Source organism: Winogradskyella pelagia (genome assembly GCF_017581965.1).
In the GTDB taxonomy this organism is placed as follows: domain Bacteria; phylum Bacteroidota; class Bacteroidia; order Flavobacteriales; family Flavobacteriaceae; genus Winogradskyella; species Winogradskyella pelagia.
The window spans coordinates 15,841-42,092 of record NZ_JAGEVF010000013.1 but is presented as its reverse complement, the minus strand read 5'-3'; the positions used below and the strand labels follow the sequence as shown (position 1 = coordinate 42,092).

Annotated in this window: 24 protein-coding genes; 8 read left to right on the top strand and 16 right to left on the bottom strand. The window is 35.7% G+C overall.

What is annotated here, in order from left to right; genetic code table 11:
* The gene (locus J4050_RS13860; protein ID WP_208155194.1) at positions 1-1,149 is read left to right on the top strand and encodes a hypothetical protein; all 1,149 of its coding nucleotides are present in this window, start codon (positions 1-3) and stop codon (positions 1,147-1,149) included.
* Entirely contained in the window at positions 1,149-1,745 is a 597-nt protein-coding gene (locus J4050_RS13855) for an SCO family protein (RefSeq protein ID WP_208155193.1), read from the top strand. Before J4050_RS13860 ends, J4050_RS13855 begins: the two co-directional genes overlap by 1 nt.
* Here the strand turns inward: J4050_RS13855 and J4050_RS13850 are convergent.
* The 4 genes from J4050_RS13850 to J4050_RS13835 are packed head-to-tail and all read right to left on the bottom strand — an operon-like array spanning position 1,742 to position 6,900.
* On the bottom strand, positions 1,742-2,695 hold the full coding sequence (locus J4050_RS13850; protein WP_208155192.1) for an AAA family ATPase: 954 nt from the start codon (positions 2,693-2,695) through the stop codon (positions 1,742-1,744). The two genes, J4050_RS13855 and J4050_RS13850, sit on opposite strands and share 4 nt — an antisense overlap.
* Positions 2,696-2,698: 3 nt before the next feature.
* Positions 2,699-4,138, bottom strand: a complete 1,440-nt coding sequence (locus tag J4050_RS13845) for a peptidylprolyl isomerase (RefSeq protein ID WP_438874719.1) — start codon at positions 4,136-4,138, stop codon at positions 2,699-2,701.
* Positions 4,101-4,955, bottom strand: coding sequence for a peptidyl-prolyl cis-trans isomerase (locus J4050_RS13840; protein ID WP_347879122.1), 855 nt, complete (start codon positions 4,953-4,955; stop codon positions 4,101-4,103). The genes J4050_RS13845 and J4050_RS13840 overlap by 38 nt, the downstream gene beginning before the upstream one ends.
* A gap of 4 nt (positions 4,956-4,959) precedes the next feature.
* Complete coding sequence (locus J4050_RS13835; RefSeq protein ID WP_208155190.1) at positions 4,960-6,900, bottom strand: peptidylprolyl isomerase; 1,941 nt, start codon at positions 6,898-6,900, stop codon at positions 4,960-4,962.
* 265 nt (positions 6,901-7,165) lie between these two features.
* Here J4050_RS13835 and J4050_RS13830 point away from each other — a divergent pair, with 265 nt between their 5' ends.
* The 3 genes from J4050_RS13830 to J4050_RS13820 all read left to right on the top strand — a co-directional run bounded on the left by J4050_RS13830 (position 7,166) and on the right by J4050_RS13820 (position 8,837).
* Positions 7,166-8,074: a T9SS type A sorting domain-containing protein gene (locus J4050_RS13830; protein WP_208155189.1), complete on the top strand. Its 909-nt coding sequence runs from the start codon at positions 7,166-7,168 to the stop codon at positions 8,072-8,074.
* Positions 8,075-8,157: 83 nt separating this feature from the next.
* Positions 8,158-8,613 carry an SRPBCC family protein gene (locus J4050_RS13825; protein ID WP_208155188.1) on the top strand — a complete coding sequence of 152 codons (456 nt, stop codon included), beginning with the start codon at positions 8,158-8,160 and terminating at the stop codon, positions 8,611-8,613.
* Entirely contained in the window at positions 8,601-8,837 is a 237-nt protein-coding gene (locus J4050_RS13820) for a hypothetical protein (RefSeq protein ID WP_208155187.1), read from the top strand. The genes J4050_RS13825 and J4050_RS13820 overlap by 13 nt, the downstream gene beginning before the upstream one ends.
* Here the strand turns inward: J4050_RS13820 and J4050_RS13815 are convergent.
* The 5 genes from J4050_RS13815 to guaB form a co-directional block, all read right to left on the bottom strand.
* Entirely contained in the window at positions 8,834-9,973 is a 1,140-nt protein-coding gene (locus tag J4050_RS13815) for a lycopene cyclase family protein (RefSeq protein WP_208155186.1), read from the bottom strand. The two genes, J4050_RS13820 and J4050_RS13815, sit on opposite strands and share 4 nt — an antisense overlap.
* Entirely contained in the window at positions 9,974-10,609 is a 636-nt protein-coding gene (locus tag J4050_RS13810) for a carotenoid biosynthesis protein (RefSeq protein WP_208155185.1), read from the bottom strand. It lies immediately after the preceding gene.
* Positions 10,610-12,085, bottom strand: a complete 1,476-nt coding sequence (gene crtD / locus J4050_RS13805) for a 1-hydroxycarotenoid 3,4-desaturase CrtD (protein WP_208155184.1) — start codon at positions 12,083-12,085, stop codon at positions 10,610-10,612.
* Positions 12,086-12,191: 106 nt separating this feature from the next.
* A complete protein-coding gene (locus J4050_RS13800; protein WP_208155183.1) occupies positions 12,192-12,368 on the bottom strand; it encodes a hypothetical protein in 177 nt (58 codons plus the stop codon).
* Positions 12,369-12,376: 8 nt separating this feature from the next.
* Positions 12,377-13,849 (bottom strand): IMP dehydrogenase, encoded by a 1,473-nt coding sequence (guaB, locus tag J4050_RS13795; protein ID WP_208155182.1) that lies wholly within the window; start codon positions 13,847-13,849, stop codon positions 12,377-12,379.
* A gap of 227 nt (positions 13,850-14,076) precedes the next feature.
* On the opposite strand from guaB, the gene J4050_RS13790 reads away from it, so the two are divergent.
* On the top strand, positions 14,077-16,308 hold the full coding sequence (locus tag J4050_RS13790; protein WP_208155181.1) for a TonB-dependent receptor family protein: 2,232 nt from the start codon (positions 14,077-14,079) through the stop codon (positions 16,306-16,308).
* Here the strand turns inward: J4050_RS13790 and J4050_RS13785 are convergent.
* From J4050_RS13785 to J4050_RS13775, 3 genes are read right to left on the bottom strand one after another with little or no spacing between them, the layout of a single operon-like run.
* Positions 16,305-17,168, bottom strand: a complete 864-nt coding sequence (locus tag J4050_RS13785) for a hydroxymethylglutaryl-CoA lyase (protein WP_208155180.1) — start codon at positions 17,166-17,168, stop codon at positions 16,305-16,307. The two genes, J4050_RS13790 and J4050_RS13785, sit on opposite strands and share 4 nt — an antisense overlap.
* A gap of 45 nt (positions 17,169-17,213) precedes the next feature.
* Positions 17,214-17,831, bottom strand: coding sequence for a LysE family translocator (locus J4050_RS13780; protein WP_208155179.1), 618 nt, complete (start codon positions 17,829-17,831; stop codon positions 17,214-17,216).
* On the bottom strand, positions 17,828-18,850 hold the full coding sequence (locus J4050_RS13775; RefSeq protein WP_208155178.1) for a quinone-dependent dihydroorotate dehydrogenase: 1,023 nt from the start codon (positions 18,848-18,850) through the stop codon (positions 17,828-17,830). The genes J4050_RS13780 and J4050_RS13775 overlap by 4 nt, the downstream gene beginning before the upstream one ends.
* Before the next feature lie 124 nt (positions 18,851-18,974).
* Between J4050_RS13775 and J4050_RS13770 the strand changes: the two genes are divergently transcribed.
* Positions 18,975-19,805 carry a universal stress protein gene (locus tag J4050_RS13770; protein ID WP_208155177.1) on the top strand — a complete coding sequence of 277 codons (831 nt, stop codon included), beginning with the start codon at positions 18,975-18,977 and terminating at the stop codon, positions 19,803-19,805.
* Positions 19,806-19,889: 84 nt separating this feature from the next.
* Positions 19,890-20,912, top strand: a complete 1,023-nt coding sequence (locus J4050_RS13765) for a S1C family serine protease (RefSeq protein ID WP_208155176.1) — start codon at positions 19,890-19,892, stop codon at positions 20,910-20,912.
* Between the two features lie 14 nt (positions 20,913-20,926).
* On the opposite strand, the gene J4050_RS13760 is transcribed toward J4050_RS13765, so the two are convergent.
* The 4 genes from J4050_RS13760 to J4050_RS13745 are packed head-to-tail and all read right to left on the bottom strand — an operon-like array spanning position 20,927 to position 26,252.
* Complete coding sequence (locus J4050_RS13760) at positions 20,927-21,355, bottom strand: hypothetical protein (RefSeq protein ID WP_208155175.1); 429 nt, start codon at positions 21,353-21,355, stop codon at positions 20,927-20,929.
* Positions 21,356-21,378: 23 nt separating this feature from the next.
* A complete protein-coding gene (locus J4050_RS13755; protein ID WP_208155174.1) occupies positions 21,379-22,041 on the bottom strand; it encodes an ion channel in 663 nt (220 codons plus the stop codon).
* Positions 22,042-22,047: 6 nt separating this feature from the next.
* On the bottom strand, positions 22,048-25,164 hold the full coding sequence (locus J4050_RS13750) for an efflux RND transporter permease subunit (RefSeq protein WP_208155173.1): 3,117 nt from the start codon (positions 25,162-25,164) through the stop codon (positions 22,048-22,050).
* 5 nt (positions 25,165-25,169) lie between these two features.
* Positions 25,170-26,252, bottom strand: a complete 1,083-nt coding sequence (locus J4050_RS13745) for an efflux RND transporter periplasmic adaptor subunit (protein WP_243878645.1) — start codon at positions 26,250-26,252, stop codon at positions 25,170-25,172.

Here is a 26,252-nt window from a genome sequence, read left to right as displayed (position 1 = left end):
ATGAAGAACAAAATACTAAAATATACGACGCTATTCATAGTTTTACTTACGATAGTTGGTGGTATATATTATTTAAAACTTCCCAATAGGCATAAAGCCATAATTAAGACCAAATTATATCATGGTTTAGGCATTGTAGACGAGCGATGGAATATTATACCTTTGGATAAAGGTATTCGGCTGGTTACTCCAACTTTGGTTATTGACAATATTTACAAATCTATGGAGGGCCCAAAAGTAATGCAGTCTTTCCGTTTAGATGAGAGTAGAAGCGATTTAGTATGGATTACATCTTTTGAAACAAAAGCGTTGAGCACCAACGAAGTTGATCAACTTTCAGACGATTATATTTGCCATACCAATATAGATTTTTATGATGGTGAACATTATGGTAAGTGGAACCTTAATCATAGGATTGGAGAACAATATCCTAGGCTCACATCAATGAGCCATGGGATTGAAAGCTATAGTTTACCACAAGGCTTTGGTTTTCCAATATTTACAGACGAAAATTTGTTTTTAGCCACACAATCCTTAAATCACAATATCAAAGGTGATGCCTTTACCTTAAAACACGATATAACACTTAGGTTTAGAGAACATGAAACATCAATCAAACCCTTGATGAGCAAAACGGCTTTCATTATGTTGCCCTATGATTCTGAAAATCCGTTTGATGGCCCAACAGATAATAATCCAAACATGTGCCTTCCAGTGGAAACCAAAAATCACAGTTATGTCAATGAAGATGGCAAATCACTTTCTGGCCATTGGGTGATTTTCCCTGGAAAGGCTACTTATCGCTACACTATAACAGAACAGCTTAAGTTAAAAGACAGTACAACAATGCATGCTATTTCCTCACATGTTCATCCTTTTGCGGAATCACTTTCCCTTAGGAATAAAACGCAGGATACGACCCTGTTTACTGCTGTAGCTGAAAATTATAACGATAAAATAGGACTTAAATCTGTATCTTATTTTTCCAGTGAAAAAGGTATCATGTTATTTCCAGATGAAGATTACGAACTGGTTTTGGAAACCAATAATACGACAGATGTAAATCAAGATATGATGGCAAGCATGTTTGTTTTTTTGTATGATAAAGAAATGGATAGTAAACTCAAATCCTACAAGCCTTCTAACTAATGCGTCTTTCTGTATTTCTCATTTTTCTGATTAGTGTAAGTTGTAAATCAATTGAAAATGAGCTACCTATACTTAGCTACACCATTAATGATTCAGGAACCAAAGACTATTATTCCGTTTCCTATAAAGAAGATGTTTTCACAAATGAATTGGGCCAGAGTTTTACCACTAGGGATTTAGAAGGAAAAGTTGTAATCGCCAATTTTTTCTTCACACGATGTCCAAGTATTTGTCCGCCAATGCGAAAAACCCTAATTGATGTAGCTCAGGAATTTTCCGAAGCAGAAAACCTAATGCTAATATCGCACACCATTGATTTTAAAAATGATTCTGTAGAAATTTTAAAAGAGTATGCTAAAGCCACAGGCATCCCTCATAAGAAATGGCAATTTTTAAGAGCACCAAAGGTACAAACAGAAGCACAGGCTAAACAATTGATGACCAACATTAGAGCCAATGATGACGAAACAGATTTTTATCACAGTAGTTACCTTACCTTAATAGATAATAAACAACAAATCAGAGGATTTTACAATGCCCTAACGAATGCAGACATTGTACGTTTAAAAAACGATATTAATTTACTTTTAAACTAGTATAGACTTTCAATGATTTTCTCATCTGTGACACCTTCGGCTTCAGCCTTATAATTTTTTATAATTCTGTGCCGTAAAATTCCAGTAGCAATTGCTTGTATATCTTCAATGTCTGGCGAGAATTTCCCTTTGCTAGCTGCGTGTGTCTTTGCTGCAAGAATAAGGTTTTGTGATGCACGAGGTCCTGCTCCCCAATCTACAAATTCTTTAACTATATCTGCAGCTGTATTAGCATTTGGCCTCGTTTTCCCTACAAGAGTAACAGCATATTCTACAACATTATCTGCAACTGGGATACGTCTTATAACATTCTGAAAATCCATAATTTCTTGTCCTGAAAACAAGGCGTTCACGGTTAATTGCAAATCTGTAGTAGTAGCTTTTACCACCTCTACCTCTTCTTTAAAGGACGGATACTCCAGTTTAATCGCAAACATAAAACGGTCTAATTGCGCTTCGGGTAATGGGTAGGTTCCCTCCTGCTCAATGGGATTTTGTGTGGCTAATACAAAATAAGGTAAGCTTAACTTGTATTGATGCCCTGCAATAGTCACTGCACGCTCTTGCATAGCTTCAAGTAATGCAGCTTGGGTTTTAGGTGGTGTTCTATTTATTTCATCTGCCAATATGATATTAGCAAAAATGGGCCCTTTTATAAATTTAAATTTACGATCTTCATCCAATATTTCACTTCCCAAAATATCACTCGGCATTAGATCCGGCGTAAACTGAATACGCTTGAAATCTAATCCTAAGGCTTGGGCAATTGTATTGACCATTAAAGTTTTTGCCAGACCAGGAACTCCGATTAAGAGAGAATGCCCACCAGAAAAAATAGATATAAGAATTTGGTCTATAACTTCTTCTTGACCAATAATGACTTTTGAAATCTCTTCTTTTAGTACTTCGTATTTTTTAACGAAAGATTCGATTAATTGAACATCAGACATGTACTATTGATTTTTTAACCAGTTACTTTGAAACTCACAATCCCTATATTCTCCGTTAACCTTAATATAGGTATCTATAATGGTTTGCTCTTGCCATTTCTCAATAGCCTTTATCTGTTTGTCTTGAAGTGCTAATTCTTTAATTTTCAAATAATCTCTTGCAAAGTCAGCCTCGTGATCATCAATTCTATCAGTAACGGTTAAAATTTTAAACTTCAATCTGTTGATACGATCTTCGTCCTGAAATATTTCACTCACCTCATTATCCTTTAAGTTCTGAATTTGAGCATATAATTCTGGTTCCATTTTAGTCAATTCAAAATTAAAATCTTGAGTTACGGGATTCATTAATTGTCCGCCTTCAAATTTAGTTTCTTCTTCATCACTGAATTCTCGTGCAGCCTCGGCAAAAGAAACCTCACCATCTACTATCATTTTGCGCACCTTTTCAATTTCGTCCTTTGCCTTTTGAACGGCATCTGCCGTCAGTTCTGGTCGAAGCAAGATATGTCTAACGTCGTACTCTTGACCTCTAATCTTTTCTAATAAAATAATATGATATCCAAAATCCGTTTCAAATGGTTCTGAAATTTCACCTTCTTGCAAGGAGAAGGCCACATCCCTAAATTCTTTTACCATTCTTGGACGTTTCCTATTTAAAGTGTACAAACCACCATTTGGTTTTGATGCTGCATCATCGGTGTAGAATAAAACTTTAGTGGTAAAACTAGAGCCGTTCTCTTCAACGTCTTTCTTAAATCCGTTTAACTTATCTATAACCGCTTGCTTGGCTTGTTGAGTAACCTCTGGAATAACCACAATTTGAGCAATTTTCAGTTCTGTACCAAAGGTGGGGCGCTCGTCTTTTGGGATATCATTAAAAAATGTTCTTACCTCCTCTGGTGTTATCTCAATTTCACTGATAACCTTATCCTGCATTTCCTTGGCTAGATAACCATTCTTATTAATTTCAAACATCTCTTCCCTTAAGGCTTCTTCAGAATCCTTTTTGTAGAACTTGAGCATACCCTCCATATCGCCATTAGTTTGGGCAAGTATGCCTTGTATTTGTTGCTCTACCAAAGATTGTATGTAGAGTTCATTAACCATAACACTATCTTGAATGGCTTGGTGTGCATATAGTTTTTGCTCTAATAATCTACCGAACAACTCACAACGGGTTACACCTTCTAAGTCTGCACCTTGAGCTTCTAATTGAGCGATTTCTCTATTTAAATCAGATTCTAAAATTATGAACTCCCCAACTACAGCAGCAACGCCTTCTGCCTTAATTTTTGTCGGATCAATTTCAGTACTGTCTTGCTTTATTTCAGGCTTTTCATCTGGGATTATTTCTTGTGCTCGTAAATCTGCCATTGCAGTAATACAAAGCATAAGACAAAGACTAATTGTAAATTTCAAATTGTTTGTTTTTAATAGCATCTTTTGTAATCTCATTTTCCAGTTGTTTTATTAGCTCCAACTTGCGCTTATTAATAACAATCTGTTGTATTGAAGAATTAACGTATTCTAGCGGTGCGTAATCATTCCGTAATCGTACATCATTCACTTGCATCAAATATAGGTTTATTGAATCTTTGAGTTGTAAGAAATTAGTTTTTTTTAACAATTGCTCTTTATTATTAGCGTTGACAACAGAAACCTTATCTACTACATTGCTCAATTTTACCCAAATAGAGTCATTAAGTAAGTAAGATTTAAATTGTACGGAAATAGAATCTAAATAGCGTTGATCTTTTTGCTCAAACCTTTTGAATCTTTTTTTTATGGTATCTAAATTAATTGGGTTCAATGGCATACTGATATACCTAAACTTAATTAGATCGTCGTTCAATTTATAGGACTCTTTGTTGACCTCATAAAATTGCTCTGCCTCTTCTGGGTCAACCAAAGTGTCGATACTTTTTTTGACCAGAGCTTCCAAATAGGCCTTGGTGTACAGATCGCTTTTGTATTGGTCAATTAGTTTAGAAAACTCTATTTGTTGCCGTTCTGGGAGATTTTGCAAAGCGCCTTCCATTAAAAGAAGTTGTTTTGCCCAACGATTTATGTAGGCATTCATAATTAAAGTACTGTCTTGACGGCTAGCACCTAAGGGAACAACATCTTCAACGTCGTCGGTATAAAGATAAGTTTCATTAACGCGTGCTACAGGTATTTTGTCTTCTTTTGGTTCAAAAAAATCGCAACTCAAAAAGACCATACCAACTACTAACGTATATAAAACCCTTTTTATCAAATGATTAGTCTTTTAATTCTTTCTTAATTCCATCTAAAGACTCTTCATTTATAGTAACCTCAAATCTCGATTTTAAAGTTGTTATCCACTCTGCTTCTAATTGAGTTTGATAATCGTTGATAACACTGCCCTTAGCTTCTTCAAATGTTTTTAAGCCTTCTGGTAAAATGGACTTAACATTTATTACATGGTAAGCATCATTATGTTCATAAATCTCGGAAATACCTTTTTTTACCTTTAAGTTTAAAGGTAATTTGTCACTGTCTAATGGAAATACTCCATTAGTAAAAATAATATTCTGAGTGTCTTTTGAGTTAAGCTTATCTGCAATCTCATCTTTACTCTTATTAGATTTAAGTAATTTACGCGCTTTTGATGCAATATCCTTATTCGCCGAGCTTATCATAACAACATCTAATCGCTTTGGCCATTTATAGTGTTGTGAGTTTTTATTGTAGAATTCCACAAGACCTACAGAATCCTTGGCTGCCTTGTTCCAGATTTCCTTCTCCATAAGATCAAACAATAAAAGGCCGTCTCTATATTCCTTAAGAATATTTGCGAAATCTTCATTTTCTAATTCGAGATTGTCTTCTCTAAATTGTAATATCGATTTCTCGAAAAAACTATCAAACTCCTTATCAATGATAACTTTTGGAGCGGGCTTGCTCTTGGTATAAAATCTCTGCGCTGCGGTGAGGTGCCTGCCAAATTGATCATACGTAAAGGTTATGTCGTTAATTCTAAAAATCATTTTGTCTTTATCAACTATATCAGGGATTTGCCATTGTCCTTTATAAAAATCCTCGGTGATTAATCCTTCAAAATCGTCCTTGGCTCCCTCATTGTATGCTATGTTATACCTCTTTTTTAATTCTTTAACCATAGCCGTGTTAATAAGCTTTGACCGAGAATCTCGCTTAACTCTGTTTTCTAATAAGGGTTTTACTTCATCTAAGGGTTTATTGGGCTCTAATTTAATACGCTTTACAATATGCCATCCATAAGCCGTTTTAAATGGCTCGCTTACATCTCCATCTTGTTGCAAAGCAAAAGCTTCATCTTCAAATTCAACTGAGCTTAATTGTCCACTTTTAAATGGCGCTAACTCTCCACCATTGCGAGCCGAGCTCTTATCATCAGAAAACTGCTTTGCCAAAGACTCAAAACTTTCACCTTGATTGAGTTTAGCGTAAATTTCATTGATACGCTGTTTTGGCACAAGGGTAGAATCTTTTTGATTTAGGGCTATCATTATGTGTGCAGCAGTAATTGTTCCACGAGATTGGCGCCTGTCCTTTACAAGCACAACGTGGTAACCAAATTGTGTTCTAAATGGCTTAGATATCTCACCAACTGGTGTATTGTAGGCCATGTTTTCAAAATCGTAAACCATTTTAAATGCCGAAAAATAACCGAGGTCTTCTAAGAAAATTGTCTTGCCGTTGTGGACCTCAGCTTTTACCTTATCAAAACCTTCATCCAATACACGTTGCCTTAATGCCAAAACCTCACTATAGGCTTTTAAAGTATCCTTTTCTGTTTCAGCTAATCTTACAAGAACATGAGATGCACTAATATCTATGTTACTGCGCTCATAAGCTTCATTTACCAAAGCTTCAGTCACTTTACTTTCTGATAAATAATTTTTAGTTAGTTGTTGTTTATACCGGGCAAATTCCCTGATATATTTACTTTCCTCATCTAATTTTAAGCGCTTAGCTTCCTTTAATTTTAGCTGATATTCAATAAATAATTCTAAATAGCCATCAATATCCTTCTGGCTCTCATCTTGTACAAGATCTAAGTTTTTATTATACACTCTTAAAAAATCCGAAGCCAATATAGGCTCTTCATCAACCGTCATTAAAACCTCGTTTTTATCTTGACCATACATGAGATTAAATGCCAGTGTACCGACCAACAAAAACTTTAATTTATTCATTAGGATAAATTTTTAATTTTTACGTTTAAACATAATTGCTTGAAGCAAGGCAAAAATAACATATTTCGTCACATTATAAATTGAGTGAAACAGGCTTTTTTAATGTAAAGCGTGTAAAAGTTTGAAAGCTATTGAACACTTGCTATTAGTGATTATTGTGTTTAACTTCTTAATTTATCAACACGAAAACGTTTTCGTCATATTTTTTTTTGATGTAAATCCAATTAAATAAATAACTTTGAGATTAGAACCAATTCTAATTTTTATGATGAAAAACTACTTTTTTGCTTTATTATTCTCTATCAGTCTGTCCTTAACTGCTCAAATAAATTATAGCGGTAATGGCAATACTGGTTTTGGAGGTCCAGTTGGACAAAGCTCTTTGTCCATAGATGATGATGGTACAACCATTACTTTTACCTTAACAAAAGGAGGAGGCGATTTTAATGACGCCCTAGTCTTGTATTTAGATACGGGTGCAGCAGGTCGCAATGTTATTGACAGTGAAGTAAATGACAATAACGACCCTTTAAGAGTAGCTATTTCAAATGGCGATTCTAGTGGTACTGCATCAGATGTTACTTTTGCTTCTGGCTTTGAAACGTTCTATGCCATTGGTATTAGTTCTGATTTTATTGGGCTTTTCTCTATTCCGGCAACAGGACCAGTGGGTAATAATGGATTAGGCTTTGAGAAAACGCTTGTAGGTTTCCCAGCTTTTAATACGACCGACCCAATTATTACGTTTACTTTAGATTGGTCAGACATCGGTTTAACCAATACGGATTCGTTTGATTTCGTAGGGTTGTATCTAAGTGGGACAGCCTTTAATTCGGATGAAGCCTATGGTGATGGTATTGCCCCTGGAGCTACAGGCGGTACAAATGTTGCATTTTCTAATTTTCTTACTTACTCCCAGAGTTTAGGTCTAGAATCAACTAGTTTTGAAGACGTCAAAATCATGTCTAAAAATAAAACCATTTCCATATTTGGAATTGATGATAGGGCTAGTGTTGCACTTTTTAACATCTTAGGACAATCTGTTTTTTCTGTTGAAAACATAGATTTGTTTGATGGCAAAACATTTCAATTCAACGAATTAAAAAGTGGCATATATTTATTACGTTTAAACGTCTACGGTGAAACCAAAACATTTAAAGTTTTGCTAGATTAATAGTGAATAGAATTTTATAGTTTAAGAAAGTGTCTGAAAAATTCAGGCGCTTTTTTTTATATTTATACTACGTTACGATAGCAATGAAATACACCACAGAAATTATAATTGAGGCACCCCTAGCTGAGGTCATTCACAAAATGGATTCCGTTGAGAACATGAAGCATTGGCAAAAAGGATTGATTCATACAGAGCATGTCTCTGGTACTCCAGGAGAGTTTGGGGCAAAGATGAAATTACATTACGATTTTGGCAATAGAAAAATGGAACTCATTGAAACTATTACTAAACGAAGTTTTCCAAACGAATTTCATGCTACTTATAATACTAAAGGTATGCACAATATACAACAGAATTATTTTGACAGCATTGGTGAAAATCAAACAAAATGGATTTCTAAAAGTGAATTTCAACCAACTACTTTTTTTATGAGGGCCATGCTTTTTCTTATGCCAAGTGCCTTTAAGAAGCAAAGTGCACAGTATATGTTAAACTTTAAAAACTTTGTAGAACAAGGTCTTTCAGTATGCGACAATTAAAATTAATTTGGGACTTTAGAGGTCCTGCAAGTCAAAAAACAGCCGAACATCATGTCATTCATCTAAAAGACTTTATAAATCGCAGCAAATTAAAGCTAGACATAACAGGTGTTGAAACATTCAATGACATGCATAGTTTAGCATTTTTGGTAGTCGAAGAATCAGAGATGATTGCAGTACGTGACGCCTTAAAACCGCATCGCGGCCAAGTCTACAAGGATTAAAACATACGAGAAAAAAGAGCTTTTATAAAGTTCAAAGAGGGAACAGATGCCATTATTTGAAGTTCCTCTTTGAAGTTAGACTCTTCATCTAAAAAGCGGAAAATGGTTTTCAACTTAGAATTCTTAAACAAGCTTGAAAACAGCTGTGAACCCATTTCGTTATTTCTAGAAAGCACATCTAGCATTAGCATATCATAAAAGGCAAATCTTGTCTTCTTTTCAAATCTAGTCAAGTCAGAATTAGATTTTAGATAACTAATAAGTATTTGTGTCTTTTTTGTGGTGTTTCTAAAGGTATACCCAGTACTCGCTTTGGTCCATCCTCCTGCGGTACCAATGTAAAGGACATTTTTGGTGTTTTTTTCAGAAAATTTAAACGATGTCATAGGTATAGAACCTTGTTCCTTCTCTTCTATCACATAACTTGAAATATTCTTTTTAGACAAATAATCTCTTATAGCATTTTCATAGTCTTCCTTAGGCAACAAGTCTTTAGAAAACAATGTATATTCAAACAAGGCCTCCGATTTACTTGTAGGGAGAATGTACATAAATCTGGTATTACCCTTCTGCTCAATGTCAAAATCCATAAAAGTAGCCACACTTTCATCAAATTGCGGTGTCTCGGTTTTAATAAACCAACCGATAAAATGTTGTTGTAACACTGGATATTTAGTTTGCCTGTTCATGAGATCATCAAACATTACACTACTAAATACCTTTATGCCTTCGAAGTTCTCAGATTCTGCTTTTATGGTAACTTTATCACTTTCATCGGTTAAGCTAATGACTTCATCTTGATGAAATGTAATATTGGATTTAGTCTTTAGCTTATGCCATAGTTTATTATAAAACGATTCACTTTTTATCATTTTATAATTGTAGGGTTTTAGTGGAATTTTATCTGAAAACGTCTTGCTCCCAAAAAAAACAGTTTGCCATGTTTTAAAAACAATATCATCCCATTCGCCATCACCTTCTTCCCAATAGCACCAAGTTCTATCATTGCCTTTATGCTGTGCTTTATCAATGATAATAATAGTGGAATTATCAAAAAATGAATCACATGCCATTCGATATGCCAGCATTAAACCTGAAGCTCCAGCTCCTAATATGATATAATCTGCTTTAATCATTTAGAATATTGTAAATACCGCAAAAAAGAGAGCTATAGATATTAATATATGCCAAGAAATTGAAAGGTTTGTCTTGATTTTAAAATGCTGGTAGCCTAATTGAGCAACAAATGCCGTAATTAACCAACCTATATAATTTTGAAGGGGTACAACGCCATTTTCAAATTCCCAAAAATCGAATCGCGGTGCAGACACCTCTAATAGTACATCCAATCCCGTCATCATTGCTGCAGCAATTAACGCAGTAACAATTCTGTTCTTTGATAAAAGTTTAGAAACATCTGCTGTGACCGCTGTAAGTAATGCCCAATTAAAACATATCATCAAAGGAACACCTGCGATTTTAAATCCTAAATTTTCTCCATAGCTATAACTCCCAAATATTAAACCATAATTGACACCTAGCGCTTCGGTTATAAAGCCCAACAAGAAGGGTATGGCCATTGCAATAGGCAATTTCCAATCATAAGTTTTAATGTTTGCCAGAAGTATAATGAAGGTCAACAACAAGTTGAAAGGGGTCATACTTAAAAACCAATCTGAATACTCTGGAGATAAGATACCTGTAATTCCTGAGATGGAAAATAACCAAATCAAGAAAACCGAGAAGTATTTGATAAATTTTCTATCTACCATTTAGATGGCTTTTTCAATTAATTCCGAAACAATTTTACCAGACAATAGACAAAGAGGAATACCCCCTCCTGGATGTACGCTACCTCCGCAGAAATACAGATTTTTAATACTCTGCTTAAAATTGGGATGTCTCAAAAAGGCAGCGTATTTATTATTACTAGAAGCGCCATATAGGGCTCCTTGATAACTTTGGGTTCTCGACTCAATAGTCCGAGGGTCTAAAATTGCTTCACATTGAATCAGTTGTGAAATATCTTCCTTGAGCAAACGACTCACTTTAGCAATAATGTTTTTACGAGCTTCTGTTATAATGGTGCCCCAGTCCTGACCAGTGTTACTAGGAACGTTAATCATCGTGAACCAATTCTCACAGCCTTCAGGAGCATCATTAGGCTCGTCTTTTGAGGTGATATTTATATAAACAGTTGGATCGTGGTGGACATCCTTTTTGTTGAAAATATAATCGAACTCCGTCTTATAATCTTTTGAAAAAAAGATATTATGCAAGTCCAATTCAGGAAATTGTTTGGTTATTCCCCAATAAAAAATTAATGCAGAACTGCTCCGAGGTTGCTGCAACACCTTTTCAGGAGCCTTATGTTCCTTTAATAAATGACGGTAGGTTGGTACGACATCGGAATTTGTCACTACTACATCTGCTGAAATATCTTTACCTTTTACCACTATTCCAACTGCTCTTTTCTTTTCTACCAGAATCTTTTCAACCTTTGAATTAAAATGGAATTTTACGCCGATATCCTTGGCCAACTGAAACAAGCTCATGGATATTTGATGCATTCCTCCTTTAGGAATATAGGTTCCGAAATACTGCTCTAAATGTGGAATCATACTCATAATACCAGGTGTTTGATATGGAGACGATCCATTATAGGTTGCAAATCTATTGTAGAATTGTTGTAAACGTTCATCTTTAAACACCTTTGCGTTATAGTCTGCCAAAGTTGTATTAATATCTAAACTATTTACTTTGAACATTGCGTTTAAGGTGTCCTTGGATAAGTATGTAGAAACTTTATGTAAGGATTTTTCGAGGAATAAAGAAGCGGTAAGGTCGTATTTTGTTTTACTGTGTTCTAAATACTTTAGAACTGTCTCCTCTGCTACGTTAAACGTCTTTGAAGCTTCTTTAGCAAATTGCTGTTGGTCAGCACGTGCAGAAAAGGTGGTACCATCTTCGTAAAAATAATTGCAAACGACCGACTTCTTTTTGTATTGGAAATAATGCGCTATAGGTTTTTTTGCCGTTTTAAAGATATCTTCTACGAATTGAGGCATGGTAAATAATGAAGGCCCCATATCAAAGCGATATCCTTTTTCTTCAAATGCCGTCAATTTTCCACCAGGATAATCATTGGCCTCATAAACCTCAACCTTATGACCTTGAGACCGAAGTCTTATACAAGCTGAAAGTCCTGCTATACCAGCGCCAATAATTACAATCTTGTGTTGCTTCATGTATTAGCAAAGATACAAGGAATTAAGTGACAAGATCATATCTCAAAATGCTAAAAATGCGTTAATGAATTAAACGTTAAATTTATAACCAAGAAGTATGTTGGCCTTATTTCGTCTTCTTCTCTTTGGCTTGGAAATATAAGGCGTAGACAAAAACGGAAAGTCCAGTAACTTTAAGTAAAAACGCCCAAATATTATATTCTAGACCATTACTGAAAATCACCACAATACTTGCAATGATTAAAGTAGCGGCCAGAAGTATCAATTTATTTGGTTTGGTCATTTGTATGTCTATCTTGAGTAATTTGGTGCTTCCTTAGTAATCGTGACATCATGTGGATGACTTTCATTGATTCCGCTTGAAGTTATTTTTACAAAGCGTCCTGTTTCCTTCAATGTCTCTATGTCATTAGCGCCACAATATCCCATACCAGCTCTAAGACCACCTACAAATTGATGAATACTCTCGTACAATTCGCCTTTATATGGAACGCGACCAACGATTCCTTCTGGGACTAATTTTTTAATATCATCTTCTACATCCTGGAAGTAGCGATCTTTACTACCTTCTTTCATAGCTTCAACAGAACCCATACCGCGATAAGACTTAAACTTACGGCCTTCGTAAATAATGGTTTCTCCTGGGCTTTCTTTAGTACCTGCTAATAAAGAACCTAGCATTACGGTGTCTGCACCAGCAGCTATTGCTTTTGGTATGTCTCCTGTATATCTAATACCACCATCTGCAATTACAGGAACTCCAGAGCCCTTAATGGCGTTAGACACTTCTAATACCGCAGAAAATTGTGGGAATCCCACGCCGGCAACAACTCGTGTCGTGCATATAGAGCCTGGACCTATACCAACTTTTACAGCATCTGCACCAGCTTCAACCAAATATTTTGCAGCCTCAGCCGTAGCAATATTTCCAACAATTACTTCGAGATTTGGAAATTTTGATTTCACCTCTTTTAACACGCTTACCACGCCTTTTGTATGTCCATGAGCCGTATCAATGACCACAGCGTCAACACTTGCACCAACCAAGGCTTCTACCCTATCAATAACATCTCCTGTCACGCCAACCGCAGCAGCTACGCGCAAACGTCCGTAGGTATCTTTATTGGCAATTGGCTTTTGAGTCACTTTAGTTATATCCCTAAAAGTTATTAAGCCCGCAAGCGTATAGTCATCTTCTACAATAAGAAGTTTTTCAATTTTATGAGCCTGTAATATCGCTTCGGCGTCTTTAAGTGAAGTTCCTACTGGTGCGGTGACCAAGTTATCACCAGTCATTACTTCCACAATTGGTCTATTAACATCGTGTTCAAAACGCAAATCACGATTAGTGACAATCCCTTTTAATTTGCCATTAGAATCCACGATTGGTATTCCTCCTATACTATGCTCACTCATGGCATTATTAGCATCAGCAACCTTCGCATCTAATGGTAAGGTAACAGGATCAATTATCATTCCGCTTTCAGCACGTTTTACCTTACGCACTTTCGCGGCTTGCTGTTCTATGGTCATATTCTTATGAAGCACACCAATACCGCCCTCACGTGCCATTGCTATAGCCATTTTACTCTCTGTAACCGTATCCATAGCTGCAGAGACTACAGGAATATTAATTGTAATATTTCTAGTAAACTTTGTTTGAATACTAACCTCTCTTGGTAAGACTTGAGAGTAGGCTGGTACTAAAAGTACGTCATCGTAGGTAAGACCCTCACCTAGAATTTTATTTTGATGTGCTATCATGGCAATTAAGGTATAATTGCGTGCAAATATAAGGCTTTTTTTGGGTTCGACTGTTTACAAAAATGTAAAATTCAATAGCGCATAAAACCTAACTCGACCAACAAATCATTCATTCTCAAAATAGTAGAAATATTATTTTTATTTATTCTAAATAAACTTGCAAGAACAACAATTCAATTATAAATTTGCGACCGTTTTTTATAATTATTTTAATTCAATCTAAATAAATGAATATCAAAACCCCATTATTACTACTGACCTTATCACAACTATCTTTAAGTCTTGCACAGAACAAACAAGCCAAACTAGCAAAGGATTCCATACAAGCCCTAGATGAGGTTATTATAAACAGTAATTTTATTTTTGGCAATAAATACGTAGCTAAAAACAGAACAGGTTCAGCCTATTATATCTCCCCTAAAGAGTTGAAAAAATTCAACTACACTGATATCAATAGAGCTCTCAGAGCTGTACCTGGAGTTACCTTTTATGAAGAAGATGGATTTGGTTTGCGACCAAACATTAGTTTAAGGGGTACATCACCAGAGCGTAGCTCTAAAATCACCTTAATGGAAGATGGTGTACTTATTGCTCCTGCGCCTTATAGTGCTCCAGCAGCCTATTATTTTCCTTCCGTTGCTAGAATGCAAGCTATTGAAATATTAAAAGGTAGCAGTCAAGTTCAATTTGGCCCGTTTACAACTGGTGGCGCAATCAACATGATTTCTACTCAAATTCCTGATACATTCAGTGGCCAAATCCGAGGTAATTATGGAAGTTTTAATACCAGTCAATTACACGCAAGAGTTGGTGATAGCAAACCAACCATGGGATACATGGTTGAATTTTTGAATTACAATTCCGACGGTTTCAAAAATCTACCAGACAACAGTAATACAGGTTTTGATATAAATGAAGCAGTAGCCAAGTTTAGAGTTAATAGTAGACCAGAAGCAAAATTGCAGCAAGCGCTAGAGGTTAAATTCCAATACTACGATGAGGTCTCTAATGAAACCTATCTCGGGTTAACTGAAAACGACTTTGCCACAAGTCCTTATGCCAGATACGCATCTTCTCAATTAGACCAAATGAATGCTGATCATTTGCAATTGATGCTTACTCATACACTTAACCTCTCACAGAACTTTAGGGTTACTACAAATGGTTATTACAACAGGTTTACCCGAAATTGGTACAAACTAGATGACGTCATATTTAATGGTGACAAACAAGGTATTGCCAACGTGGTTTCAAACCCTGACACCTTTAACAATCATATGGCCATCTTAAGAGGAGACGTAGATTCTAGTGATGACGCCCTTTTAGTTAAGGCTAACAATAGAATCTATATATCCAAAGGATTGCAAACTAAACTCGATTATCACTGGTATGGAGAAAATGTATTTCACGATTTAGAAATTGGTATTAGATATCATTATGACGAGGAAGACAGATTTCAATGGGAAGATGGCTATAACCTTGTTAACGGACGCATGAACTTAACATTAGATGCTGTGGAAGGTTCCGAAGCCAATAGAATAAGCAGTGCTACAGCATTGGCGACTTACGCCATGTATAAATTAAAATTTGACAATCTCACTCTTACTCCTGGGCTTCGTTACGAAAATATTAGGCTTCAACGTGATAATTTTGGAACTAACGACTCCAATAGAACAGGTACAGACTTATCGAGCCGTGAGAACGAGATTGATATTTTTATCCCTGGAATGGGTTTTAGCTATGCCATTAAAAACGACATTTCAATATTTGGTGGTATTCACAAAGGGTTTTCCCCACCTAGTAACCAACCTGGACAAAAAGCCGAAGAAAGTGTCAACTACGAACTTGGTTCTAGATTTGCCTTTGGTCAACTAAGAGGCGAGCTCGTTTGGTTTTACAATGATTATAGTAACTTATTAGGTAGTGATTTGGCAGCAACAGGTGGCACAGGATCGCTAGAGCAATTTAATGCTGGTGAAGTTGCCGTAAACGGTATAGAACTGCTCTTAAATTATGATTTTCTATCAGCAAATTCTAAGTTTGCATTACCCGTAACTTTTGGCTATACCTTAACCAACACCGAATTTTTAAATAGTTTTGGTAGTAATGATGATCTTTGGGGAGAGGTAAACGCTGGTGATCAGTTACCCTATATCCCAAAGCATCAGTTTAATGTCATGGTGTCGTTAGAACATGATAAATATGAATTAAACTTAAGTGGCCGATATAATGGTGAGTTTAGAACTCAGGCTGGTTCAGGAACTATTCCCAATGATGAATTAGTAGCTTCAAATTTTATAATAGACTTTTCATCTAGATATCATTTTAACAACCACCTAACCCTATCTGGAAATATCATAAACCTTTTAGATGAAGTATATGCCGTGTCGCGTGTTCCAGCCGGACTAAGACCGGGACACCCTTTTGGCGCTAATCTAGGTTTAGAATATAGTTTCTAGTGGTATTTGGTAAATATTTTAGTCGCTTCGTTGTAAGCACTTTCAAAGCTCATGGCGTTTAGGTTATGAGCTTTTTTTTGGGTAAAGTAAGACAGCATTTTCTCTGTAGGCATATTACCTGTAAGTTCATCCTTTGCCATTGGGCATCCACCAAATCCTTGGATTGCCCCATCAAACCTTCGGCAACCAGCCTTAAAGGCAGAATCTATTTTTTCGTGCCATGTTGAAGGTGTGGTATGCAAATGTGCTCCAAATTCTATTTTTGGATATTGAGGAATTAAATTAGAGAATAAGTAATTAATATTTTCAGCATCCGAACTGCCAATAGTATCGCTCAAAGATAAAATCTCAACTCCCATTTGTGCCAACTTTTGGGTCCATTGCCCAACAATATCCACATCCCAAGGGTCTCCATAAGGATTCCCAAAACCCATGGATATGTATACCACCACTTTTTTATTGCTTTTATCAGCAATTTCTAATATGTCTTTCAAGGTGTCTACAGATTGCGCTATGGTTTTATGAGTATTTCGCATTTGGAAATTTTCCGATATCGAAAAGGGAAAGCCTAAGTAATCAATTTGATTATGTTTAGCAGCATCATTAGCACCTCTGGTATTAGCGATTATGGCCAATAATTTACTTTCCGTTTTACCTAAATCTAACCTTGAAAGGACCTCCGCCGTATCTACCATCTGCGGAATCGCTTTCGGAGAGACAAAACTTCCAAAGTCAATGGTATCAAAACCTACCCGTAACAACGACTGAATATACTGCACTTTTTTATCCGTAGGAATAAAGTCCTTGATGCCTTGCATGGCATCACGAGGGCATTCAATAAGTTTTACGGTTTGACTCATGGAGGGTAAAGATAGGGTTTACGGAAAGGTTTTCATAACCCTTTTTTATACCAATATAAATATGGCAATTCCAACAAAAACAGAAATCTGCAACCACTTAAAAACAATACCCGATTGCTTATGACTTAGAGTATATCGCTTTATCTGTGAGGCTAAAAGGGCTACAGCTGAAAAAATCACAAAAGAAACTAGCATAAAGATTCCGCCAAGAATATAGAATTGCCAGACCGTACTTAAGGTTTCGCTAAATAAGAATCCAGGGAAAAATGCAAGAAAAAAGATAGTAACCTTAGGGTTTAAGACATTCATGAAAAAGCCCTGAACAAATAAGCCTTTTAAGCTTTTTTTAGGCGCCTTGGTTGAATCAAAATCAATTTCAGGATTGGATATAAACACTTTATACGCTAAATAAACTAGATATAAAGCTCCTGCTATTTTAATACCAAAAAAAACAGTGTCATTCTCCTTAATAATGGCAGATACACCAAATGCCAATAAGGTTGTGTGCACAATACAACCTGTTATTAAACCACTCACCGTGGCCAAGCCAAAAGATTTTCCGTTGGTTATGCTTTGTACCAAAACATAAATATTGTCTGGCCCAGGAGACATGGCTAAAGCAGCAGTGGCTCCAACAAATGCTATCAGTGTTTCAGTATTCAATTTACGGAGCTAAGCAAAGCCTTGTTTATTTCTTTTATTAAAGCTGGTCCTTCATAAACAAACCCTGTATATAATTGTACCAAAGTAGCACCAGCGTTTAATTTTTCTATAGCGTCCTCTGCAGAATGGATTCCTCCTACTCCAATTATTGGAAACGCACCATTACTTTTTTCATGTAAAAAACGAATAACTTCTGTTGATCGATTGTTTAAAGGCTTGCCACTTAAGCCACCGATTTCTTTTTTATTCTCACTTAAAAGACCTTCTCTAGATATCGTAGTATTAGTTGCTATAAGACCATCAATTTTTGTTTCCTTAACAATTTCGATAATATCAAGAAGTTGTTCATCCGTTAAATCCGGAGCTATTTTGAGAAGTATCGGCTTACTTTTTTCTTTTTGAAAATTTAAAACTTGTAATTGCTTAAGTAATTTGGTTAGAGGTTCCTTATCCTGTAACTCCCTTAAACCAGGCGTATTTGGCGAACTTACATTCACCACAAAATAATCGACATAATCAAACAACCCATTAAAACACAATTCATAGTCATTAACAGCAGCGTCATTTGGTGTAATTTTATTTTTACCAATATTACCCCCTATCAATACACCTTTATTCCTTTTAAGGCGTTGAACAGCTTCATTAAGACCTCCATTATTGAACCCCATTCTGTTGACAATAGCAGAATCTGATTTTAAACGAAATAAACGTTTTTTAGGATTACCAACTTGTGGTTTTGGGGTAATTGTACCTACTTCTATAAATCCAAATCCAAAATTAGACAACTCATTGAATAGCTTGGCATCCTTATCAAAGCCAGCAGCCAAACCCACTGGATTTTTAAAATTCAAACCAAAGACAGTACGCTCTAATTTTTTATCCTCAACAACGTACAAACGTCTAAAAATTGATTTTACTCCAGGTATTTTTGATAAAAACCGAATTAATCCAAAAGTGAAATAATGAACTTTTTCTGGGTCGAACTGAAATAAAATCGGACGAATAATTGTTTTATACATGTTGCTGGTTTTGCACTGCAAAAATAACCATACAGATGCTAATTTTTCATATTTCCTATCATTTATCATAATAAAATTATAAGCAATTGCTTAACTTTAGAATCTAAATAAATCATAAGACAACATGAAAAAAATCATTATTCCTGTAGATTTTTCAAAACATTCAGAATATGCCCTAGAGACTGCCGCAGCATTAGCAAAGGTTCACAATGCCGAATTAATTGTTATGCACATGCTAGAGCTTTCAGACTCCATTTTTTCTACTACCAGTTCTCAAAAAAATGAGGAAACCCATTTTATGCTTATGGTAGCTAAGAAAAACTTCGAAGAATTTTTAGATAAATCGTATTTAGAAGAGCTCACTGTTACACCTATGATAAAACACCACAAGGTCTTAAAGGAAGTCTCAGAGGTAGCCAGTAGCGTTAAAGCAGATTTAATTGTTATTGGGTCTAGAGGCCATAGTGACTTTGATGGTATTTTCACTGGATCAAATACAGAAAAAGTAGTGCGCCATTCTACGACACCAGTTTTGGTAGTTAAATCGAAACCAAAATCTGTTGAATTTAACCATGCCGTTTTAGCTATAGATTTTAACGAGAACAGTATTTCCCCAGTTAAAAGTGCATTAGAATTATTAAATCAACTCGCTAAAAAAGTGACCTTACTGCATATCAACTTACCTAATTTAGGATTTCTAAGTACGGACGAAATCCATGACCAAGTTGAAGAGTTTCTTAAGCTTGGTAAATTTGAAGATTTAAAGAGTAGCGTTGATTTTACCGCTGACCATAACGTAGAGGATGGTGTTAGAAATTACGCTAAAAGAGAAAATGCAGATGCTCTAGCCATTATTACACATGGAAGAACAGGTATCAATCATTTCTTTGGAGGTAGTATTTCTGAAGATTTAGTAAATCACTCTAAATTACCAGTTATCACATTTAAAAAGTAAACAAATATTTTTTAAAGCCCTGTCTCTTCAGGGCTTTTTAATGTTTTAAAAATTGTTTGTACTGTAAATTAAAATTAAAAACTAATGAAGACATCTTTACTTTTTTGCATTTTGGCTGTAGGTTTATTACAACTTCATTCTCAAGACTTGTCTAGTATTTATGAAAAAGTAAGTCCAGCTGTGGTAGTAGTGCTAACCACAGAAAAAGATATTGTGGCTACACCAGATCATAGAACCGTAAAAGTTGATCAAAATGGCTTAGGATCAGGATTTATGATTTCCGACAAATATGTCATAACTGCAGCACATGTGGTTACGGTACCTGAGCGTTTGAAAATACAATTTAGCGATGGTGAAGTCATACCTGCAAAAGTAATTTCTTCATATAAAACCGCTGATTTAGCACTTCTTGAATTATTTAGACCAAGGTTTAACGCCACCACCGTAAAATTAGGTGATTCGGACGAGCTCAAGGTGGGAGAACAAATTTTCATTGTTGGTGCACCTTATGGATTAAGCTCATCACTTTCCTCTGGTTACGTTAGTAGTTTTAGAAGAACAAATGTTGGCAAAAACCCTTTTACAACATCTGAGTTTATACAAACTGATGCTGCTATTAACCAAGGCAATTCAGGAGGGCCAATGTTTAATTTAGACGGTGAAGTTGTAGGTATCGTGAGCTACATTACTACTCAATCCGGTGGTTTTGACGGTATTGGATATGCCAGTAGTTCAAACCTTGCATCTAACCTGCTTATTAACAATAATATGCCATGGCTAGGCGCTGATATGCACTCATTAACAGCGGAGGAAGCGAAAATCCTTAATATTCCACAGAAGCATGGTTTATTGGTTCAGCGTGTGTCCTCTTCTTCTATTTTTGGTCGCATGGGTATAAAAGGAGGCGATACAGAAGCCGTTCTCAACGGAAAAAAAATAATCCTTGGCGGTGACATTATCCTAAAATTTAATGATATAAAATTTAACCTAGATGATGACACGCTTATGAACCTTAGTCAATTTGCTGAAAACCTTTCCGATAATTCTAAATTTAAGGTTACGATAATGCGCAGTGGCGAACTACTAACTCTTGAGTCGAAAGAGTAAAAACTAAATGGATATTAATCCATGTCCCAATCCCAATTCTTGGCTCTATAGGCACTTTGCAGAACATCTCTAAAATTTTTGTGATGCATTTTGTATTGTTCAGCCGTTAAAATTGGTTTCACCTCTGCATCCATTTTTTTTACAAGAGCTTTCAGTGCTGTTCTAATTTCTTCGTCCGTATTGTTTTTATCTTTGTCGTATAATCTACCCATGTCATAGACATGATATACTATGATTCTATAATACTCCGCTTCAGCATCATCATCTAATTTTAATTCTTGTGTCTTCTCATAAAAATGATACTGCACATTTGCACGTTCCTCATCATTAAATATTTGCACTCTATTCTTCTCTAAATTGATTTGCTTTTGTGATTTCTGGGCTGTAGCAACGGAAACCATAATTAAACAAATCATTATTGTTAAAAGCTTTGCTGTTTTCATTTTTAAATTGATTTAGGTTAAAACTATTTTGATTGTTGGTTAATATATTTCCCCACCACAATTGCGGTAAGAATTACTAAATAAAACTGTCCTATTAATGCTACTAATATAGCCCCTTTTTGAGCTAAATCCGAAACAGGAAGAATTTCTCCATAACCAATAGTTAATAAGGTTACATAGCTAAAATATAACAATTGCTCAGTTAGCATTGTTTGTCCATTAGAGCTGATTGCTATTCCAGAGAACGACTGAGGCTCAATAATCTCAATCGTCAAAAACATAAAAAATGCCAATAAACCCAGAGAAATATAACCACTGATAAGACCTAATATTACATTTCGTTCAATGGTTTTAGCTTTTGATACCTGCTTAATCATTTCTAAAGTGACGATAATATAAAAAATAAATAAGCAACTCAGCTTGATAAAACTTATACTCTCAATTTTATTACCAGTAAGGAAATATTGAATAGAAATACCGGTACAAATAAAAAGCAGCACCAATGTAAAACCATAAAGTAATTTTTTCTTAACTAGAAATAAGGTGCCAAATGCCATGTTTACAATAAGTAAAATGGGTGATATCCACATTTCAAACCAATAAGTTGGAACAAATAACGATCCAAACAAGATAGCGACCTGGGTAAATAAAAATAGTTCAAAGCGATATGGTAGTAGCTTAATCAAATATTATTAAGTGTCTTTTAAAATTGATTCATCAAACTCGTATTCTTTATAGTTCACTTTATACAAAACACTGTAAAAGGATGGTATAAACAGTAAGGTGATTACTGTACCGAATAACAATCCAATCATTATACTTACTGCCATGCCTTCCCACATGTCGCCACCACTTAAATACAATGGAATCAGTCCTAATACTGTTGTAAAGGTGGCCAATAGAATAGGTCTGAAGCGCTGCAAGCAAGCCGCAATAATGGCATCTTGAATGGGTCTTTTAATCTCGGTTTCTTCAATTTGTATTCTATCGATTAGTACAATAGCATTATTAATTACAATTCCTGCTAGAGAAATAACTCCTAAAAATGGCATAAAACCAAAAGGCTGCTGAAACAATAATAATCCTATTACAACGCCTATGATACCAAGTGGAATGGTTGATGCAACCATAATAGTCTTTCTAACAGAGTTAAATTGAATAATTAGTAATAGAATAATAATAAATCCAGATAAAGGCAAGTACCCTAGAACAGCACCCATATTCTCAGCTGTATTCTCTGCATCACCACCAAATTTAAAGGTATAGCCTTCAGGCCATGTTTTCGAATCCTCTTCAATCCAAGGTGTAATTTCCTTCATTATTGCAGATGCGTTGCCGTCGGCATTTAACTCACTACTAATTACAATAGTACGGTCTATATCCAAACGTTTTATTTTGGCGTATTGCCATTGAGGCTCAATACTAGCCACTTGTAATAAGGGTACACTTTTACCAGAATTTTGAGCATAAATATTTAAGGTTTCAATAGAAGCCAATGTTTGTTGCTGGCTTTCGTTCCCTCGCATCATTATAGGAATGGACTTGTCATCTTCTCTATACTCACCAGTTTTAAAACCATCTAATACCGTTTGTAGTGAGGTAGCAATATCAGCACTAGAAATACCAGCTAGTTGCGCTTTATTTTGATCAATTTTTACCACAAATTTCTTTGTTTTCGGGCCCCAGTCGTCCTTTACGTTTTTAGTACCAGAAATTGATGATAATTTTTGCTTCACCGACTCGGATAGAATAGCCAACTGGTCAGGATTTTCTCCAGAAACCTTAATTTCAATAGGTGTTCCTCCACCACCAGAACCCAAAAGACCTACCTTTATATCTGCATTAGGAAAACTTTCAAACCCAAACTCATCTAATTTCTCAACAATTTCATTATTGTAAATATAATCAGAGGTGTTAATCAGCATATGTGCATAACTTGCATCTGGCTCATCGGGTGAATAACCAAGGTCATAAGACTCTGGTCCAGCTCCTATATAGGAGGACCAATCGCTAATTCCGTTAGGTCTAGTTTCAGTTACCAATAATTCATTAGTAATGAAATTCTCTATATCGCTAATAAGGTCTTCGGTTGCTTCAATACGGGTCCCTTGAGGTAAGTTAATATCTACAGTGACCATATTTCTATCACTATCCGGAAAAAAGATAAAGGGTATATAACCAAAGCCATATATTGATAACATAAAACAACCGAGGATACCTATTAAAACCAGGCGCTTATAGGCTAAAGCCATAAGTATAAGATCTTTATAATAGCCTTTCAGTTTATCAATAACTCTGTCTATAAAACTAGGCGTCTTCTCTGCTTTCGGTGTTATCTTTAAGAACAAGAAACACAATAAAGTTATCACTGTCAGTGCTAATATCCATGATGATAATAGGGCAAGTGAAATCACCACAAAAATGGGACCGACAATATCACCCATGGTGGACTCCGCTAAATAAAAGGCTAAAAATGCAGCAGAGGTTGTTAAGGTTGAGATTAATAATGGTGTAAATAATTCACCACAAGCATCAACGGCAGCCTTCTTTGCTTCAATACCATTTTCCATTTTTACCATTATGGTTTCTGCAACCACAATGGCATTATCTACCATCATACCAAGTGCCATAATTAAAGCTGCAAGCGTAACCTGATTCAAGCCCATATCTATAACGCCCATGAGCATCAAGGTCATTATGGTTACCATAGGAATTAAACTAGCAATGATGCCACCTGTTCTAATTCCTAGGAATATAAGCATCACCACAAGCACAATAACAATTGATTGAATAAGGTTAACAATAAAATCATTAATCTTATTATCTATATATGTATCAAGAGAGGATAAACGCTTAAGCTCTAATCCTACTGGTAATCGCTCTTTCCATTCATTGAGGACCGTATTAATATCTGCACCTAATTGAATGATATTGGCGCCCTCTTTTAAGCTCACATGAAGCGAAATAGCTTTTTGACCATTCACTGTAACCACCTGGCTAGGTGGATCTATATACCCTTTTACGACGTTGGTTATGTCTCCCAAATACACCAATTGGCTTCCATCGCCAACTGGGACCAGCATGCGTTCTATCTCTTTTACGGAATTAAAGTTACCTGTTGGCTCTAAAATGATACGCTCATCCCCAAGATTTACCTGCCCACCTGAACTTAAAATATTAGTAGATGCAATAATATTTTGAAGCTTAGAAGAAGACAGTCCGTACTCTTTTAATCTTGAATTATCAAATTCTACAAAAACGCGTTCATCCTGCACGCCACCCAGCTCAACCTTGGCTGCTAGTTCTAATTTAATGAGGTCGTCTTTGATATCATCTACGTAGTCTTTTGCCTCGGCATAGGAAAAACCATCTGAAATTAACCCTATGGCAATACCAAAAACCTCTCCAATACCATCGTCGTCTAAATCTGGCTTAACACCCTCAGGCAGCCCTTGTATTTTGTCAAGTTTGCGTCTCAACCTATCCCAAACAGGCTGTAAATCTTCTGGTTTTACTTCATCTTTTAGCTCTACTGTAACAACCGACAAACCTGAACGCGAAGTACTTGTTACTTCTTTTAATTCTGGTAATTCTTGAGTTACTTTTTCAACTTTGTCAGTAACCAGTTGCTCAACACGCTCAGGACTAGACCCAGGAAATGGAGATACAATATTAGCTACCCTAACGGTATATGGCGGCATACTATCCCTAGACAGGGATTGATACATTACCAAGCCCATTAAGATTATGGTGGCCAGAACCGTGAAGGTAATTCGGTTTCTATTAATTGAAAATTCTGCTAAATTCATTTACATTAATTTATTCTTACTTCTTGTCCATCAAGTAAAGTCTGTAAGCCAGCTGTTGCTACTCGTTGTCCTTTCTTAAGTCCAGCTTTAACCTCAAAACCTTGGGGCGTTAATTCACCTATTTCAATGGTATGCTTTTTAACAACAGCTTTTTCCTTATCGCCTTCGACCAAAAAGACAAATCTACCCTCAGAGTTCTCACCTACTGCGCTTGCTGGAACTACTAGCATATTTTCATTTAAAGCATCTTCTTTAAATTCAAAAAACACATTAGATGCCATACCACTTTTAATCCGTTCATCAGAATCCTTGATTTGTACTGTAACTGGATAAGTTGATGTATTTACATCTAAAGCTGGTGCAACTTCTGTAACAACAGCTTCAAACTCCTCATTAGGGATGGCTGTGAAATCCACTCGAACTAGCATATCTTTTTTAACTGCGTTTATTAAAGATTCTGGCAGTCCTAAGCCAATTTCAATAGCTGTGCCTGCATTTAACACCCCTATTTGCTGACCAGGTGAGACATTTTCATCTATTTCTGCAATAACGGAGGCAATTGCTCCATCCTCGGGCGCATATAAGTACCCAAATTGAATTTGGTCTTGTTGAATAGAAACACTGCGCTTAGCAGATTCAAAACTAGCTACTGCAGTACGGTATGAATTTTTAGCATCTTCATAGTCACTCAAAGAAGAACTTCCTTTTTCATATAACTTCCTAACACGGTTTAAATTGAGCTTAGCCGTGTTCATCTGAGATTCAGAACTATTTTTCTGCTCTATGGCAGATTCATAATTTAAACGCGCAGAAACATTATCCAATCTACCCAAGAGCTGACCTTTTTTCACGGTTTGACCCAACTTCATGTCTAACATTGTAATGATTCCACTGCTCCTAAAACTGAGATTAATAATTTTTTCAGTTTTTGCCGTGCCGCTAAAAACTCTGCTTTTATCGCCTCCTAAATTTGAAATTTCTTCAAATTTTACAGGTCTTACAAGTTTTTCTTCAGGAGCTTTTTTTTCTCCACATGACAACACAAGAAGCAAAAGACCGGTTAAAATTAGATATCGTTTTATTCTCAT